The sequence below is a fragment of the Vibrio ordalii ATCC 33509 genome, from assembly GCA_000257205.1.
In the GTDB taxonomy this organism is placed as follows: Bacteria; Pseudomonadota; Gammaproteobacteria; order Enterobacterales; family Vibrionaceae; genus Vibrio; species Vibrio ordalii.
Map to the genome: position 1 here is coordinate 1 of AEZC01000192.1, position 14582 is coordinate 14582.

14 protein-coding genes are annotated in these 14582 nt (G+C 45.1%); 8 read left to right on the forward strand and 6 right to left on the reverse strand.

All coding sequences use genetic code 11. From position 1 onward, the window contains the following. The first annotated feature begins 132 nt into the window (after positions 1–132). A complete protein-coding gene (rluF, locus tag VOR_RS0112785; RefSeq protein ID WP_010320090.1) occupies positions 133–1110 on the forward strand; it encodes a 23S rRNA pseudouridine(2604) synthase RluF in 978 nt (325 codons plus the stop codon). A 119-nt stretch (positions 1111–1229) separates the two neighbouring features. Here the strand turns inward: rluF and upp are convergent, their stop codons facing one another. Further along, the gene (upp, locus tag VOR_RS0112790) at positions 1230–1856 is read right to left on the reverse strand and encodes a uracil phosphoribosyltransferase (RefSeq protein WP_010320091.1); all 627 of its coding nucleotides are present in this window, start codon (positions 1854–1856) and stop codon (positions 1230–1232) included. Between the two features lie 168 nt (positions 1857–2024). Between upp and purM the strand changes: the two genes are divergently transcribed. Both purM and purN read left to right on the forward strand, forming a co-directional pair. Next, the gene (gene purM, locus VOR_RS0112795; protein WP_010320092.1) at positions 2025–3065 is read left to right on the forward strand and encodes a phosphoribosylformylglycinamidine cyclo-ligase; all 1041 of its coding nucleotides are present in this window, start codon (positions 2025–2027) and stop codon (positions 3063–3065) included. A gap of 3 nt (positions 3066–3068) precedes the next feature. After that, positions 3069–3710: a phosphoribosylglycinamide formyltransferase gene (gene purN, locus VOR_RS0112800; protein WP_010320093.1), complete on the forward strand. Its 642-nt coding sequence runs from the start codon at positions 3069–3071 to the stop codon at positions 3708–3710. A gap of 111 nt (positions 3711–3821) precedes the next feature. On the opposite strand, the gene VOR_RS0112805 is transcribed toward purN, so the two are convergent. After that, positions 3822–4655 carry a class II glutamine amidotransferase gene (locus VOR_RS0112805; protein WP_010320094.1) on the reverse strand — a complete coding sequence of 278 codons (834 nt, stop codon included), beginning with the start codon at positions 4653–4655 and terminating at the stop codon, positions 3822–3824. A 63-nt stretch (positions 4656–4718) separates the two neighbouring features. Beyond that, positions 4719–5294: a D-sedoheptulose 7-phosphate isomerase gene (gene lpcA / locus VOR_RS0112810; RefSeq protein WP_010320095.1), complete on the reverse strand. Its 576-nt coding sequence runs from the start codon at positions 5292–5294 to the stop codon at positions 4719–4721. Between the two features lie 347 nt (positions 5295–5641). On the opposite strand from lpcA, the gene fadE reads away from it, so the two are divergent. Continuing rightward, the gene (gene fadE / locus VOR_RS0112815) at positions 5642–8086 is read left to right on the forward strand and encodes an acyl-CoA dehydrogenase FadE (RefSeq protein WP_010320096.1); all 2445 of its coding nucleotides are present in this window, start codon (positions 5642–5644) and stop codon (positions 8084–8086) included. Positions 8087–8179: 93 nt separating this feature from the next. Here fadE and VOR_RS0112820 read toward each other — a convergent pair whose 3' ends face one another. Continuing rightward, a complete protein-coding gene (locus tag VOR_RS0112820; protein WP_029627176.1) occupies positions 8180–9430 on the reverse strand; it encodes a TIGR03503 family protein in 1251 nt (416 codons plus the stop codon). Positions 9431–9438: 8 nt separating this feature from the next. Next, positions 9439–10182, reverse strand: coding sequence for a DNA polymerase III subunit epsilon (gene dnaQ / locus VOR_RS0112825; RefSeq protein WP_010320098.1), 744 nt, complete (start codon positions 10180–10182; stop codon positions 9439–9441). A gap of 56 nt (positions 10183–10238) precedes the next feature. Between dnaQ and rnhA the strand changes: the two genes are divergently transcribed. Next, positions 10239–10706, forward strand: coding sequence for a ribonuclease HI (gene rnhA / locus VOR_RS0112830; RefSeq protein WP_010320099.1), 468 nt, complete (start codon positions 10239–10241; stop codon positions 10704–10706). Here rnhA and VOR_RS0112835 read toward each other — a convergent pair. After that, on the reverse strand, positions 10691–11455 hold the full coding sequence (locus VOR_RS0112835; RefSeq protein WP_010320100.1) for a class I SAM-dependent methyltransferase: 765 nt from the start codon (positions 11453–11455) through the stop codon (positions 10691–10693). The two genes, rnhA and VOR_RS0112835, sit on opposite strands and share 16 nt — an antisense overlap. 36 nt (positions 11456–11491) lie before the next feature. Between VOR_RS0112835 and gloB the strand changes: the two genes are divergently transcribed. The 3 genes from gloB (at position 11492) to VOR_RS0112850 (ending at position 14577) form a co-directional block, all read left to right on the forward strand. After that, positions 11492–12250 (forward strand): hydroxyacylglutathione hydrolase, encoded by a 759-nt coding sequence (gloB, locus tag VOR_RS0112840; RefSeq protein ID WP_010320101.1) that lies wholly within the window; start codon positions 11492–11494, stop codon positions 12248–12250. A 72-nt stretch (positions 12251–12322) separates the two neighbouring features. Further along, positions 12323–13894: a lytic transglycosylase gene (locus VOR_RS0112845; RefSeq protein WP_010320102.1), complete on the forward strand. Its 1572-nt coding sequence runs from the start codon at positions 12323–12325 to the stop codon at positions 13892–13894. Continuing rightward, positions 13891–14577, forward strand: coding sequence for a YIP1 family protein (locus VOR_RS0112850; RefSeq protein WP_010320103.1), 687 nt, complete (start codon positions 13891–13893; stop codon positions 14575–14577). Before VOR_RS0112845 ends, VOR_RS0112850 begins: the two co-directional genes overlap by 4 nt. The last annotated feature ends 5 nt before the right edge of the window (positions 14578–14582 follow it).

Sequence of the window (14582 nt, forward strand, 5' to 3'; positions counted from 1 at the left end):
CACAATAAGCACATAAATAAAAACGCCTTGGTTAATTACTATTAACTGCTAAAATATCGCAACGTCAATAGGCAACACTCAGAGTGTTGCTTTGTTTTTATTCACCGCCGTTGGGAAACGTAAGAGCAACCTATGTCACAACAAGCCACCACCCGTTTAAACAAATACATCAGTGAAACTGGTTTCTGTTCTCGTCGAGAGGCTGATAAGCTAATTGAACAAGGCCGAGTAACCATCAATGGGTTATTGCCAGAAATGGGCACTAAAGTCACGCCGAACGATGAGGTGTGTATTGATGGTAATCCATTAAAATCAAAAGAAAAACCGATATACATTGCCCTTAACAAACCGACTGGAATCACCTGCACAACAGAGCGCGATATTCCAGGTAACATTGTTGATTTTATTGGCCACCACAAACGTATTTTCCCGATAGGTCGATTAGACAAACCATCTGATGGACTGATCTTTCTGACTAACGATGGTGACATAGTCAATAAGATATTACGTGCTGGTAATAACCATGAAAAAGAGTACGTCGTCCGAGTAGATAGACCCATCACCGACGAATTTCTACATAAGATGGCCTCTGGTGTGGAAATTCTTGATACGGTGACACTGCCTTGCAAAGTAACCCAAGAAACGAAGTTCTCCTTTAGAATTGTGTTAACACAAGGGTTAAACCGTCAAATTCGTCGTATGTGTGAGGCCTTAGGTTACGAAGTGTTTAAACTACGCCGAGTTCGTATTATGAACATCAGCCTAGACGGTATCCCTAATGGTGAATGGCGTTATTTAAGCGACGAGGAAGTCGCTGAAATATTAGCAATGTGTGAGAGTTCTTGTGGTACAGAAGATGCGTCAAAACTTGATGCAACCGGTAAGCGTATTCGCAAAGCCACCGATGCAAAACTGTATGATAGTCGTGAGCAAAATCAAACCTCGACGGCACGCAGAAATCAAAAGCCAAAAACGTTCCAAGGACGCAATGCTGATGAGTTTCGCCATGCTCCAAATACAAAAAGAGCACCGCGCCGACCCACAAATTCATCACAAGGTACTCCAGCTAATAGCCACAGAAAAAGCAGTACATTAAGTCTTAAAAAATAATCATCGAACAATGCGTTAATTCTGTTGAGCAATAAAATGACCGTAATGACGCATCACTGAAGCAACGATAAAAAAGGAGAAACATTCGTTTCTCCTTTAAGACAGCATAAAATTAACGCTTATTTCGTACCAAAAATCTTATCGCCAGCATCGCCAAGACCAGGAACGATATAACCTTTATCATTCAATTTCTCATCAATTGCCGCCGTATAGAGCTCCACATCAGGGTGCGCTTTTTCTAACGCCGCGATGCCTTCAGGCGCTGCAACTAAAACGAGAATTTTAAATTGGTTACAGCCGCGCTCCTTGAGCAAATCGATCGTCGCAATCATGGAACCGCCAGTTGCCAGCATTGGGTCAACCACAAGCGCAATTCGCTCCTCAATATTAGAAGCGAGTTTGTTGAAATAAGGGACAGGCTCAAGCGTTTCTTCATCACGATAGATGCCAACAACACTAATCCGCGCACTTGGAATGTGCTCCAAAACGCCGTCCATCATGCCAAGACCAGCACGCAAAATAGGTACTACCGTTACTTTTTTACCTTTGATTTGATCAATTTCAACTGGGCCATTCCAGCCTTCAATCGTCACTTTTTCTGTTTCAAAGTCTGAGGTTGCTTCATAAGTTAGTAGGCTACCCACTTCTGTAGCTAACTCACGAAAACGCTTAGTGCTGATATCCCCTTCCCTCATTAACCCAAGTTTGTGCTTAACTAGAGGGTGTTTAACTTCAACAACTTTCATTTTCATCTCCGACGACATTTAAACAAACCTTCGAATTGTACACACTTTTTATGCTAATTTCAGTGCCAATTATAAACAAAAAAACTGACGCAAACGTTTTCCTTTTTGTTTTAAGCCCTGTTAGAATAGCGCCGTTTTCATATCCAACTTATGACCGAGGACTTCCCCGTGAGCGGTAATAACACTTCTCTTAGTTACAAAGATGCTGGCGTAGATATTGATGCAGGCAATGCACTTGTTGAACGAATTAAAGGCGCCGTCAAACGCACTCGTCGCCCTGAAGTTATGGGTGGCATTGGTGGTTTTGGCGCGCTTTGCGAGCTACCAACTAAATATAAACATCCTGTTTTAGTCTCTGGCACCGATGGAGTTGGCACAAAACTTCGCCTCGCATTGGATATGAATAAGCACGACACCATTGGCATTGACTTGGTTGCGATGTGCGTTAACGATTTGATTGTTCAAGGTGCTGAACCGCTTTTCTTTCTGGACTACTATGCCACGGGTAAATTGGATGTAGATACAGCGGCTGATGTGGTGTCGGGTATTGCCGATGGTTGTGTGCAAGCAGGTTGCGCTTTGATCGGTGGTGAAACCGCTGAAATGCCGGGCATGTACGAAGGTGAAGATTACGATGTCGCTGGCTTTTGTGTCGGTGTGGTTGAAAAAGAAGAGATCATCGATGGCTCAAAAGTGGCAGCAGGTGATGCTCTGATTGCGGTTGGCTCTAGCGGCCCTCACTCAAACGGCTATTCATTAGTTCGCAAGATTTTGGAAGTATCAGGTGCCGACAAAAATGAAGACTTGGCTGGCAAAACGATTGGTGAGCACTTACTGACACCAACCAAGATTTACATCAAATCAGCGCTTAAGATGATCGCCGAGCACGATATTCACGCCATTTCGCACATTACTGGCGGTGGTTTCTGGGAAAACATTCCTCGCGTTCTTCCGCAAGGGACGAAAGCGGTGATTGACGGCAATAGCTGGGAATGGCCAATTATTTTCCAATGGCTGCAAGAAAAAGGGAATGTAACCACTCACGAAATGTACCGCACATTTAACTGTGGTGTAGGACTGATTGTTGCGCTTCCAATGGATCAAGCACAAGCGGCGGTTCAATTACTGCAAGCGGAAGGCGAAAATGCGTGGGTTATCGGTCATATTGCTGAAGCTCAACTCGATGAAGAGCAAGTAGAGATCAAATAACTGATGAAAAGTATTGTTGTTTTAGTTTCAGGAAATGGCACCAACTTACAGGCTATCCTTGATGCGTGTGAAACGAAAATTAAAGATGGCAAAGTAACGGCTGTTTTTTCAAACAAAGCAACTGCTTATGGCTTAGAACGAGCTAAAAAAGCAGGTGCGGCGGCGGTGCATATTGACCCAAATGCCTTTGACACGCGAGATGCGTTTGATGCGGTATTGATGGAGCAAATTGACCAATACGCGCCTGACTTAATCATTCTTGCTGGCTACATGCGTATTCTGAGTGGTGAGTTTGTGCGTCACTATTTAGGACGGATGCTCAATATTCATCCTTCTTTACTTCCTAAATATCCTGGGTTGAATACCTACCAACGCGCGATTCACTCGGGTGATGAAGAGCATGGCACCAGTGTGCATTTTGTGACTGAACAACTTGATGGTGGCCCAGTCATTCTACAAGCAAAAGTGCCTATTTTTGATGAAGATACCGTTGATATTTTGACTCAACGTGTCCAAGCTCAAGAGTATCGAATTTACCCACTAGTGGCACAATGGTTCGTTGAAGGACGCTTGGAAATGCGTGAAGGTAAAGCCTATTTAGATGGCCAATTACTTGGCATGCATGGTTATGCTTTCGATGAATAAATCGTATCTCTGAATAGTGCGAAAAAGGTTGCCTCAACAGCAACCTTTTTTATTGTCATCTCAAATGCGATTCAAACCGCAGTAAATAGAACAAGCTTAAGAATAAAAAACTTAAATGGGTGCTTGACAGCCTGGCTTTGCCGCGGCAAAGGGAATGTCAGCTAAGGACTGCGCATTGCCATCAACGTATTCGCCATAATGGAAAATCGCATATTCGCCTGGTTTCATTCGTTGCCAAGTTTCATTTCCCGTCAGTGGCTGAGTCGCAATCACAGACACAACATCATCAGGCGTTGTTTCTTCTTGGAAGTTAATCTCGACATCTTCATCAAGCAGGCTCGCTTTACCAAAGGGGGCACGTCGAGTAATCCAGTACAGATGATTCGTGCAATAGGTCACCACAAACTCACCGTCAGAAAGTAGCATATTAAACACACCTTGCTGCTTCAGTTGATCGCAACACTTCGCAACGAATTGAAACATGCTGAGCATATCTTGAGGCGGTTCAGGATAACGCGCTTCTAACTGCTTTAACAACCAACAGAAAGCTTGCTCGCTATCCGTTTCACCAACAGGGCGATAGCGCCCAGTTTCTAGCTGCTGGTGATCCGCCAACTGTCCATTGTGAGCGAACGTCCAATATCTCCCCCACAATTCTCGAGTGAATGGGTGAGTATTTTCCAAATTCACCCCACCGCGATTTGCTTGACGAATATGGCTAACCACTGCCCGACTTTTTATAGGGTAACTCTGCACAAGCTCTGCAATTTTTGACTGAAAGCTAGGGTTAGGATCTTTAAAGGTGCGAAACCCCTTCCCTTCATAGAAAGTGATTCCCCAACCATCACGATGCGGCCCCGTGTTCCCGCCACGCTGAATCAACCCAGTAAAACTAAAGCAAATATCAGTCGGCACATTGGCACTCATACCGAGCAATTCACACATGGTTTAATGCACTCCCTTTTGCAACCACAAACATATTAAAAGAAAAGAACGGTGTTGAACTTCTTACGCCATCTCTTTTTCAATCAGTTGGATAACGATATGGATGATCTTGATATGGATTTCTTGGATACGATCCGCGTAGCCGAAGTGCGGGACACGAATCTCGATATCCGCTAAACCCGCCATTTTCCCACCATCTTTACCGGTCAGTGCAATGGTCTTCATCCCTTTAGCTTGGGCCGCTTCAATCGCTTTCAAAATGTTCCCCGAGTTACCAGAAGTCGATAGGCCAAACAGGACATCGCCTTTTGAACCCACAGCTTCCACATAGCGAGAGAATACAAAATCGTAACCAAAATCATTGCTAACGCAAGACAAATGGCTTGGATCTGAAATAGCAATACCAGGATAACCCGGACGATTCTCGCGATAGCGCCCCGTCAGCTCTTCAGCAAAGTGCATTGCATCACAGTGGGAACCGCCATTACCGCAAGAGAGCACTTTTCCGCCTTGCTTAAATGAGTCGGCAATCAGTTTTGCGGCGGCCTCAATTTGAGCGATGTTATGCTCATCATTAAGAAATTTGTTTAGCACGTCAGCCGCTTCGGTCAATTCACTTTTAATTAAATCCTGATACATAGATATATTCTCTTTTTAATCTGTTTACCGATAGGCTCCATCAATCAAGAGCCAGTAACAGTCTTGAGTTTACCCAAACCATCCTTTCTGTCGATAGTTCGACTTCAAGAATTGTTGTTTTCTCTCGCTTCCCACTCCAGAAAGCCCTCTATGGGTTGTTTATTTTGAGGTTTTGCCCTACATGGATCACTTTTTGAACAATACAAGGTTTTACATTTCGTTAATAATTTGATTACACTTAGCACTGGTTAGACCACTTACACAAACGAGACGACTAACAACACTCCCCAATGCACTGAGAAAAATCAGCCGCAATGGCGTGAATACAGTCTCAAAGGAATGAAATTATGGACATCTTGCTCTCTATACTTGGTTTTCTCACCGTGTTCGGTGTGTGCCTCTACCACAGAATGTCACTTTTTAGCGCATTAGTTGCGCTAACGGTAACCATGGTGGTTCTTACCCTGCTGGATTACACCGGGGTGATTGGATGGTTGCTGTATTTAGCGGCTATCGCTTTATTAGCCGTTCCCTCTATCCGTCAAAGCGTGATTAGCGAAAAAGCATTAACACTGTTCAAAAAAGTGCTGCCTGCAATGTCACAAACCGAAAAAGAGGCATTAGATGCAGGAACCGTTTGGTGGGAAGCTGAACTGTTTAAAGGCAAACCGAACTGGAACAAACTACACAAAATTGCAGCGCCGACATTAAGTGCACAAGAGCAAGCCTTTATTGATGGACCAGTCAACGAAGTGTGTGCCATGGTTAGCGATTATCAAGTTACGCATGAATTAGCCGACTTACCTCCTGAGGTTTGGCAATATTTAAAAGATCATAAATTCTTCGCCATGATCATTAAAAAACAATACGGCGGCTTGGAATTTTCAGCTTATGCACAATCCATTGTGCTACAAAAGCTAACGGGTGTATCTGGTGTGCTTTCATCCACCGTTGGTGTACCGAACTCTTTAGGCCCAGGCGAACTTTTACAACATTATGGTACTGAAGATCAGAAAAACCATTACCTGCCACGTTTAGCGGAAGGTAAAGAGATTCCCTGTTTTGCATTAACCAGCCCAGAAGCGGGTTCCGATGCAGGTTCAATTCCTGATTTTGGCGTGGTATGTAAAGGGAAATGGGAAGGCAAAGAAGTGTTAGGGATGCGCCTAACGTGGAACAAGCGCTATATCACGCTCGCCCCAGTTGCAACCGTATTAGGCCTAGCATTCAAACTGCGCGATCCTGACGGCTTACTTGGGGATAAAACAGAGCTTGGCATCACTTGTGCGCTCATCCCAACCCACTTAAAAGGAGTTGAAATTGGCAATCGCCACATGCCATTGAACGTTCCATTCCAAAATGGTCCGACACGTGCTAACGATTTGTTTGTGCCACTGGATTTCATCATTGGCGGACCAAGCATGGCAGGACAAGGCTGGCGTATGCTTGTAGAGTGTTTATCGGTTGGACGTGGCATTACGTTACCTTCTAACTCGACGGGCGGAATTAAAACTGCGGCGCTAGCAACAGGAGCTTACGCTCGGATTCGTCGTCAATTTAAGCAACCAATTGGCCATATGGAAGGTGTCGAAGAGCCATTAGCACGTTTAGGTGGTAACGCTTATGTGATGGATGCGGCGAGCAATTTAACCGTAGCTGGTATTGATCTGGGCGAAAAACCCTCGGTCATTTCCGCTATAGTCAAATACCACTGTACCCACCGTGGTCAACGCAGCATTATTGATGCAATGGATATCGTGGGCGGCAAAGGCATTTGTATTGGTCCTGCTAACTTTTTAGCTCGCAGCTACCAAGGTGCACCGATTGCCGTAACCGTCGAAGGGGCCAATATTCTGACTCGCTCAATGATCATCTTTGGTCAAGGCGCTATCCGTTGTCATCCTTATGTTTTAGAAGAAATGAACGCCGCTTATTCACAAGATTCTGATGCCGTTGAGAAATTTGACGCAGCTCTTGCAGGTCACGTCAGCTTCACCATGAGTAATCTTGTCCGCAGTATTTGGTTTGGCGTTACCGATGGTTTTGGTTCATCTGCACCGACTAATGATGCAACCAAACGCTACTATCAACAACTAAACCGTTACAGCGCTAACTTAGCACTGCTTTCTGATATTTCGATGGCTGTATTGGGAGGCTCTCTCAAACGTAAAGAGCGTTTGTCAGCACGCCTTGGCGATATTTTGAGCCAACTCTACCTCAGTTCTGCCACACTTAAGCGTTTTGAAAATGATGGTCGTCCTGTGGAGGATCTTCCTTTGGTTCATTGGGGTCTGCAAGACAGTTTGAAGCAGACGGAAGTCGCTATTGATGAATTATTAGCCAACTTCCCGAATAAAGCGATTGGTAAGGTACTTCGTATATTGTTGATGCCGATTGGTCGAGTACGCAAAGCACCTAGCGATAAATTAGATAGCCAAGTTGCGCAGATCCTACAAACACCGAGTGAAACTCGTTCACGCATCGGTCGCAACCAATATCTCGCCCCAACGGCGCATAATGCGGCGGGTAAGATTGAACAAGCACTGGACATCATTTTACGTGCAGAGCCTTTGTTCGATAAAGTGTGCAGCGTCACCAATCAACGCCGTCCATTTTTGCGTTTAGATGAAGTGGCCGCCATTGGCTTACAACAAAAAATTCTAACCGAACAAGAAGCACAGCTATTAACGGAAGCTGAGGCTCATCGTTTGTATACCATTAATGTCGATGATTTTGCGCCACAGGAACTGGCCGCAAAGCCTCAATATCCGGCAATAAATGATGTTGCGTAAGTCAATCTATTGAATGTCAAAGGGCGCTTTAAGCGCCCTTTTCTATGACTAGAATACAGAATCAAGAGGTTGCCAACTCGGCAACATCCCTTGTTATTTCTTCGGCATATTCAACTGTAATTCGGGTTGCAACGCCTTTTTCGCTTTAATCTTACGCATCACAAACCACGCTAGAAGACCTATGAATATTGCAACAATATTACCAATCACGATGAACATAATACTGCGACTCGTTGCCTCTTCTCTCATCTGAATAATCAGTTGCTCCTGTTCAAGCCTACGCTGCTTAATCTCTTCTTCCATCTGCAAACGGCGAGTCTCCTCAATGTTAACATCATCCACCACGCTGTAAGTACGCTCTGAAAGTGGGAAATAAAGTGGGCGCTGGCTAGCGAGTTCTGTTGCATATAACCTTCCAGACCAACGATAGTTACCGTTATCCCCTTTGTATGGAATTTCCAAATTAAGCTTGAGTGACTCTTTTCCGGATAGTCCTTCAGTAGCAAAAATATCATCATAAATATTGGCATGCTCAACATGCGCCGCTATCGATCCGGGTTCAACCATGCCTAACTCACCTGCAAAGACAATTTGGTGCGGCGCGCCATCTACTCGGGACTGGATAAAGGTAGTCGACACTGGCGTAGGGTAAACTAACACTTCTTGCTCTTGAGCGCGTAAAAACACACCGTTACCAGAAGTGATCCTAACACGGTATTTACCCGGCACTGGAGTGATAGACAACGCAACCGTAAATACACCATCACCAGGACGTTCATCTAAACCACGTCCATCATCAGCAAATTCACCAATAACCTCAGGTAATGGACGCGCCTCTTTGATCAGTTCTTGTTCATTTTCAACGAACTTAGTAAAAGTCACTTTTAAGTTGACTCTATCGAGAAAGTCTCTCAACAATAAAGGCTTACCGTCGGAGGTTAAGCGAGCTGTAAATTTTAATTCTTCACCATGATACAAACGGCTAGGAAATACATCTGTATCCAATTGCAAGTGTGAGATTAGCTTAATGCTATTTTGTGGCGAAACCTTTCCTATAGCCTGCCAAGGGCCAGGCATTGGCTTATCAATTGAAATGATATCCATTGTGGGTTCCTGATACCAACGCATATTCTCATCGTACCGCCACGCGTAATATTTCTTACCATCTGGCCGCACAAGCACCACTGGCTGAGATGACTTTTCGCGATACACGACAAAAGTAATTTGTGAAATGGTTGGATCCACTCGAAAACGATTATCGAGCAGCGACATCGAGGAGGGATTTGCCGCAAAAACGCCAATACTCCACATCAGCGCAGCAATAGCCACCATTATCCTCAACATATTTTCTCCTACTGACGCCAAAGGCAACTTCCACTCTTTTCGACTAGATCCAATCTTTCTTGGTGTGCTTGTAGTTCATCGGCACAAGCATGCAAAACCTTTAGCTTTTTCCGACCTGCGACAGCTCGTTTTATTGACTCTCCTCCCACACTGCCATCACTGCGCGTTCCAGCATTAAATTGTAAAGAGGTTTGCCCACCTGTCATCAGCAGATAAACGTCCGCTAATATCTCCGCATCGAGCAATGCACCGTGCAAGGTACGATGTGAGTTATCGATACCATAACGATCACAAAGTATATCCAAATTGTTGCGTTTGCCGGGGAAAATACGCTTTGCCATAGCAAGCGTATCGGTCACTTTGCAATACTGCTCCGTCTTACCGATTTTAGCGTCGAGCTTGCGAAACTCGTAATCCATAAAACCGACGTCGAAGGGAGCGTTGTGTGCCACCAGCTCTGCTCCCTTGATGAAATCTAAAAACTCTTGATGCACATCGCGATATTGCGGTTTATCCACCAAAAATTCATCGGTAATGCCGTGGATCTCGATCGCTTCTAACTGAATCTCACGATCGGGTTTCAGGTAGACATGGAAGTGGCGGCCAGTAAGCTTTCGGTTGATAATTTCAACGGCACCGATTTCAATAATGCGGTGTCCCTCATAATGAGGGCCGCCTTCACGGTTCATACCCGTGGTTTCCGTATCAAGAACGACGATACGTTGGGATTGGGAATTGCTGCTAGTATTCATAAGGATATGTATGTCAGACTATGCCAATAATGTGCGTAACCTAATAGTATCAAATCATGACAAAACAGGTGGAAATTTTCACTGATGGATCTTGCTTAGGTAATCCTGGCCCGGGTGGGTATGGGGTTGTCCTTCGTTATAAAGGAACCGAAAAAACGTTAGCCAAAGGCTATCGACTCACCACTAACAACCGAATGGAAATGTTAGCGGCAGTGGTTGCACTGCAAACACTGAAAGAGCCATGTAATGTTATTCTCACCACAGACAGCCAATACGTTCGTCAAGGTATTACTCAGTGGATCCACAACTGGAAAAAACGCGGTTGGAAAACATCGGATAAAAAACCAGTGAAGAATGCCGATTTATGGCAAGCACTCGATAAAGAAAGCGCCCGCCACACCATTGACTGGCGCTGGGTGAAAGGCCATGCGGGTCATCGTGAAAATGAAATGTGCGATGAATTAGCACGCAATGCAGCAGAAAACCCAACCGAAGACGATATTGGGTATCAAGCATCCGAATAAGGGTCACAGGCCTTATCTTGGTTCTGAGTTGATAAACGGTAGTTCAAGCTAACGGGCGAAAGACGCCGTTTAAAACGCCAATGAGGTTTAATCGGTTTCAAGGGATAAGTACGTTTGCGCGCTACAATGAAATACAGGCTACCAAATGGAGCGGCCCAGTCGCCAATACCATTTTCCAACCACGCCCACATGGGTTGATATTTTTGCATCGGAAAAAGGGCATATTGGTCACAGTCAATCACTTGATAGTTCAAGACACTCAGCCAGTCCTTAATCCGGTTAGCGGTAAACATACGACCGCTCCAAGGTAAGTTATGTTTTCGCCAAGGCATCAAACTTGCGATCCCCGTAAAACTGATTGGATTAAACCCCGTAATAATGATGTAGCCATCATCCATCATCACGCGGTCAACTTCGCGTAAGATACGATGCGGATCGCCACAATAATCCAGTTGATGCGCTAAAATAGCCACATCAAAACTCCTCTCAAGGAAAGGCAACTCACCACTATCGGCAATCACATTATGAAGTGGGTTTTTGATATCAAGATGAACTTGGTGTTGAATATTGCAGTTGCAACTGGCAAGCTCACAACTCAAACCACCGAGCTTAAGCATATGATAGCCAAATAATTTAGGGCACCATTCATCAAGCCGAGTCTGAATAGAATCGCTAACCCATTGACCATTTTTAAGTTGTGACCAAGAGTGAGGTTTATCTAATTTCTTTTCGCTACGTGCTGGCTTCATCGATAACCTATTTCACCTCGGTGATTGGAGATACTCATGTTACAGATCAAAAGCATACCCGCATTTAATGATAATTACATCTGGCTGATCCAAAATAGCGATCAGCGTTGTGCTGTGGTCGATCCCGGTGATGCAGCACCAGTGCTTGAGTACCTCTCGAAGCATCAATTTACGCTCGAAGCAATATTAATTACCCACCATCACCATGATCACATTGGTGGTGTTGCAGAACTGGTTCGCCAGTTTCCCAGCATTAACGTTGTTGGTCCCGCTCATGAACCTATTCCTACCTTAACGCACGCGGTTGAAGCTGGCGATCAGCTAGAACTGTTCAATGAAATCTTTATGGTGCTTGATCTCGCCGGACACACAAAAGGTCACATTGGCTATGTCGGTGACAATAAACTGTTTTGTGGCGATGTACTGTTCTCTGCAGGGTGTGGCCGTGTTTTTGAGGGCACAATGGAGCAAATGTTTACGTCACTGTGTAAACTTGCCGCATTACCAGAAGAGACTGAGGTCTATTGCGCGCACGAATATACCGCAAGTAACATCGCATTTGCTTTGGCTGTTGAGCCCGATAATGACCAGCTTCAACAATATCGAGATACCGTCAACCGGCTTCGAGCCCAGCAGAAATCGACATTACCGACCACGATCCGCCAAGAAAAATGGATCAATCCGTTCTTGCGAACCCAACAAGAGAGTGTGATGAAATCCGTTGCGAATCGTACTCAGCAAACCGATCCTTTATCAATTTTTACCGCATTACGTGAGTGGAAGAACGAATTTTAACGATTTGCTGCTTGTCATAGCAATAAAGTGCCAAGTATTATCACCAGCCATTAAGTCAAAGGGCTGAGATAGATGCGATTTCAATTTAGCTGGGTGATGGTGCTCTTGTTCGCGGGGTGCCAAATCACTCAGCCAACAGACCAAACAACAGCGCCAAACGCCAAAGAGGCCAATAGCCCTCAGATTCAGACACCAAAAGAGATAACTAAACCAAAGCCGTCATCTGCAAAAAAGACAACGCCTAAAGCGATCACGCCACAAGAGCAGAAGGACGTATGGCAGCGTATTGCCATGCAGCTGTCGATGGATATCCCAGATCAAAAATCAGTAAATTATTATCGAACTTGGTATCTTAAACACCCTAATCACCTGCAAACTGTTGCTGAGCGAGCAAAGCCATTTCTTTACCTGATCACAGAGAAAATTGAGCAGCGCGGCTTACCACTTGAGTTAGCACTCTTACCCATTGTTGAAAGCTCGTTTGATGCCTTTGCCTACTCACACGGTAGCGCTGCGGGGCTGTGGCAATTTGTGCCGAGTACGGGAGAAATGTATGGCCTAGAGCAAAATTTTTGGTATGACGGAAGACGAGATGTAGACGCTGCAACGGATGCTGCTTTGAATTATCTCACTGCATTAAATAAGCGTTTTGATGGTGATTGGAGCCATGCGATTGCCGCCTATAACAGCGGTGGTGGGCGGATCTCTAGCGCGATTCGTAAAAATCACAAGGCTGGTAAACCAACCGACTTTTTCTCACTCGACTTACCCGATGAAACCACAGGCTACGTCCCTAAATTACTCGCACTGGCCGATATTGTTGCCAATCAAGAAAAATATGGCATTGAAATCCCAGCGATTGCTAACAAACCAGTATTAACGTTAGTCGACCCTCAAGAGCAGCTTGATCTTGCCATTGCCGCCAATTACGCGGGAATGAGCGTGAAAGAGCTGCAAAGTTACAATCCGGCTTACAACCACTGGGCAACCTCACCAACGGGGCCTTATCAACTGTTACTCCCATTGAATAAAGTCGAGCAATTTGTACAGAAAGTTGAAGAGAATCGCGGTAAGGGGATGAAGTTAGTACGCTACAAGGTAAAATCCGGCGATAGCTTGAGTGTGATTGCTCAACAGCACAATACCACCAGTAAAGTGATTCAGACGGCCAACAATCTCAATGGCAACGTCATTCGCATTGGGCAGCATTTAATGATCCCGACATCCGTAAAAGACGAAAAAACATACGCACTCAGTGCCAGTAACCGCTTAGCAAAAACGCAAGCGATGGCCCGTGGTCAGTATAAGCTGTCTCATACGGTAGCCAAAGGTGATAGCTTATGGATCATTGCCAAACAGCACAATGTTTCCCATCAATCCTTAGCACAATGGAACGGTATGGGGCCAAGAGACACGTTGAAGATTGGCCAAAAACTGGTCATTTGGAAAAATAGCAGTGAAGGTGCCATCATTCGTACTGTTTTTTATCAAGTGCGTAGCGGCGATACACTCAGCACCATAGCCAATAAGTTTAAAGTCAAAAGCCTCGACATTGTGAAATGGAACGAGCTTGCAAACCAAAAGTACTTAAAGCCGGGTCAAAAACTCAAGCTCTACGTCGATGTCACTAAGGTCAGTGTATGAATCCTTCCAGTAACCCATTAATCATGTTGGTGGATGTTTTCCGTTCCCCTACGTCTTGTTTTTTAGCCCTTCATCAACGTGGAATGTGGGGTTGGCAGCCTTATCTCTTTTTAATCCTGAGCCCCTTTCTATTTTGGGGGGCTTATTTTGACGTGGTTAACTTTGAATGGCTAAAAGCGGGACTCTCAGCGCAATTGGCAATGGTCAACCCTACTCAGCTTGAAATGTTAGATGCCAACACCTTGATGGCCAGTGAAATTATCAGTGATGTGGTAGGCCGCACGCTAACGATTTTCATGTTGGCATTGTGGTTCAATTTGGCGACCAAGCAGAGCCAACATCAGCACGGTTTCTGGCGTTGGTTTGCCGCAAGTGCTGTCATCACTTTCCCAGCCGTGTTGGGCGATCTCGCCAGTTACGCGAGCTTATTACTCAAACATGGCTACGTGATGACTTACGCTGCTGATCTTAACAGTTTAAATGGTCTAATTAAGTTGCCACTGACTAATGATTGGTCCCAATTTGCCAGCTCCTTCCCACTGCTTTTGCCTTGGTACATCGTACTTGGCTACGCGGCGGTGGGCGCATGGACAGAGCTTGAACGCGGCCAAGCTCTGGTGATTTCGGCGCTGCCTTGGATTGGCTATTACCTGATTTGGGCACTGTACATCTCAATCAGCTAGAAAGC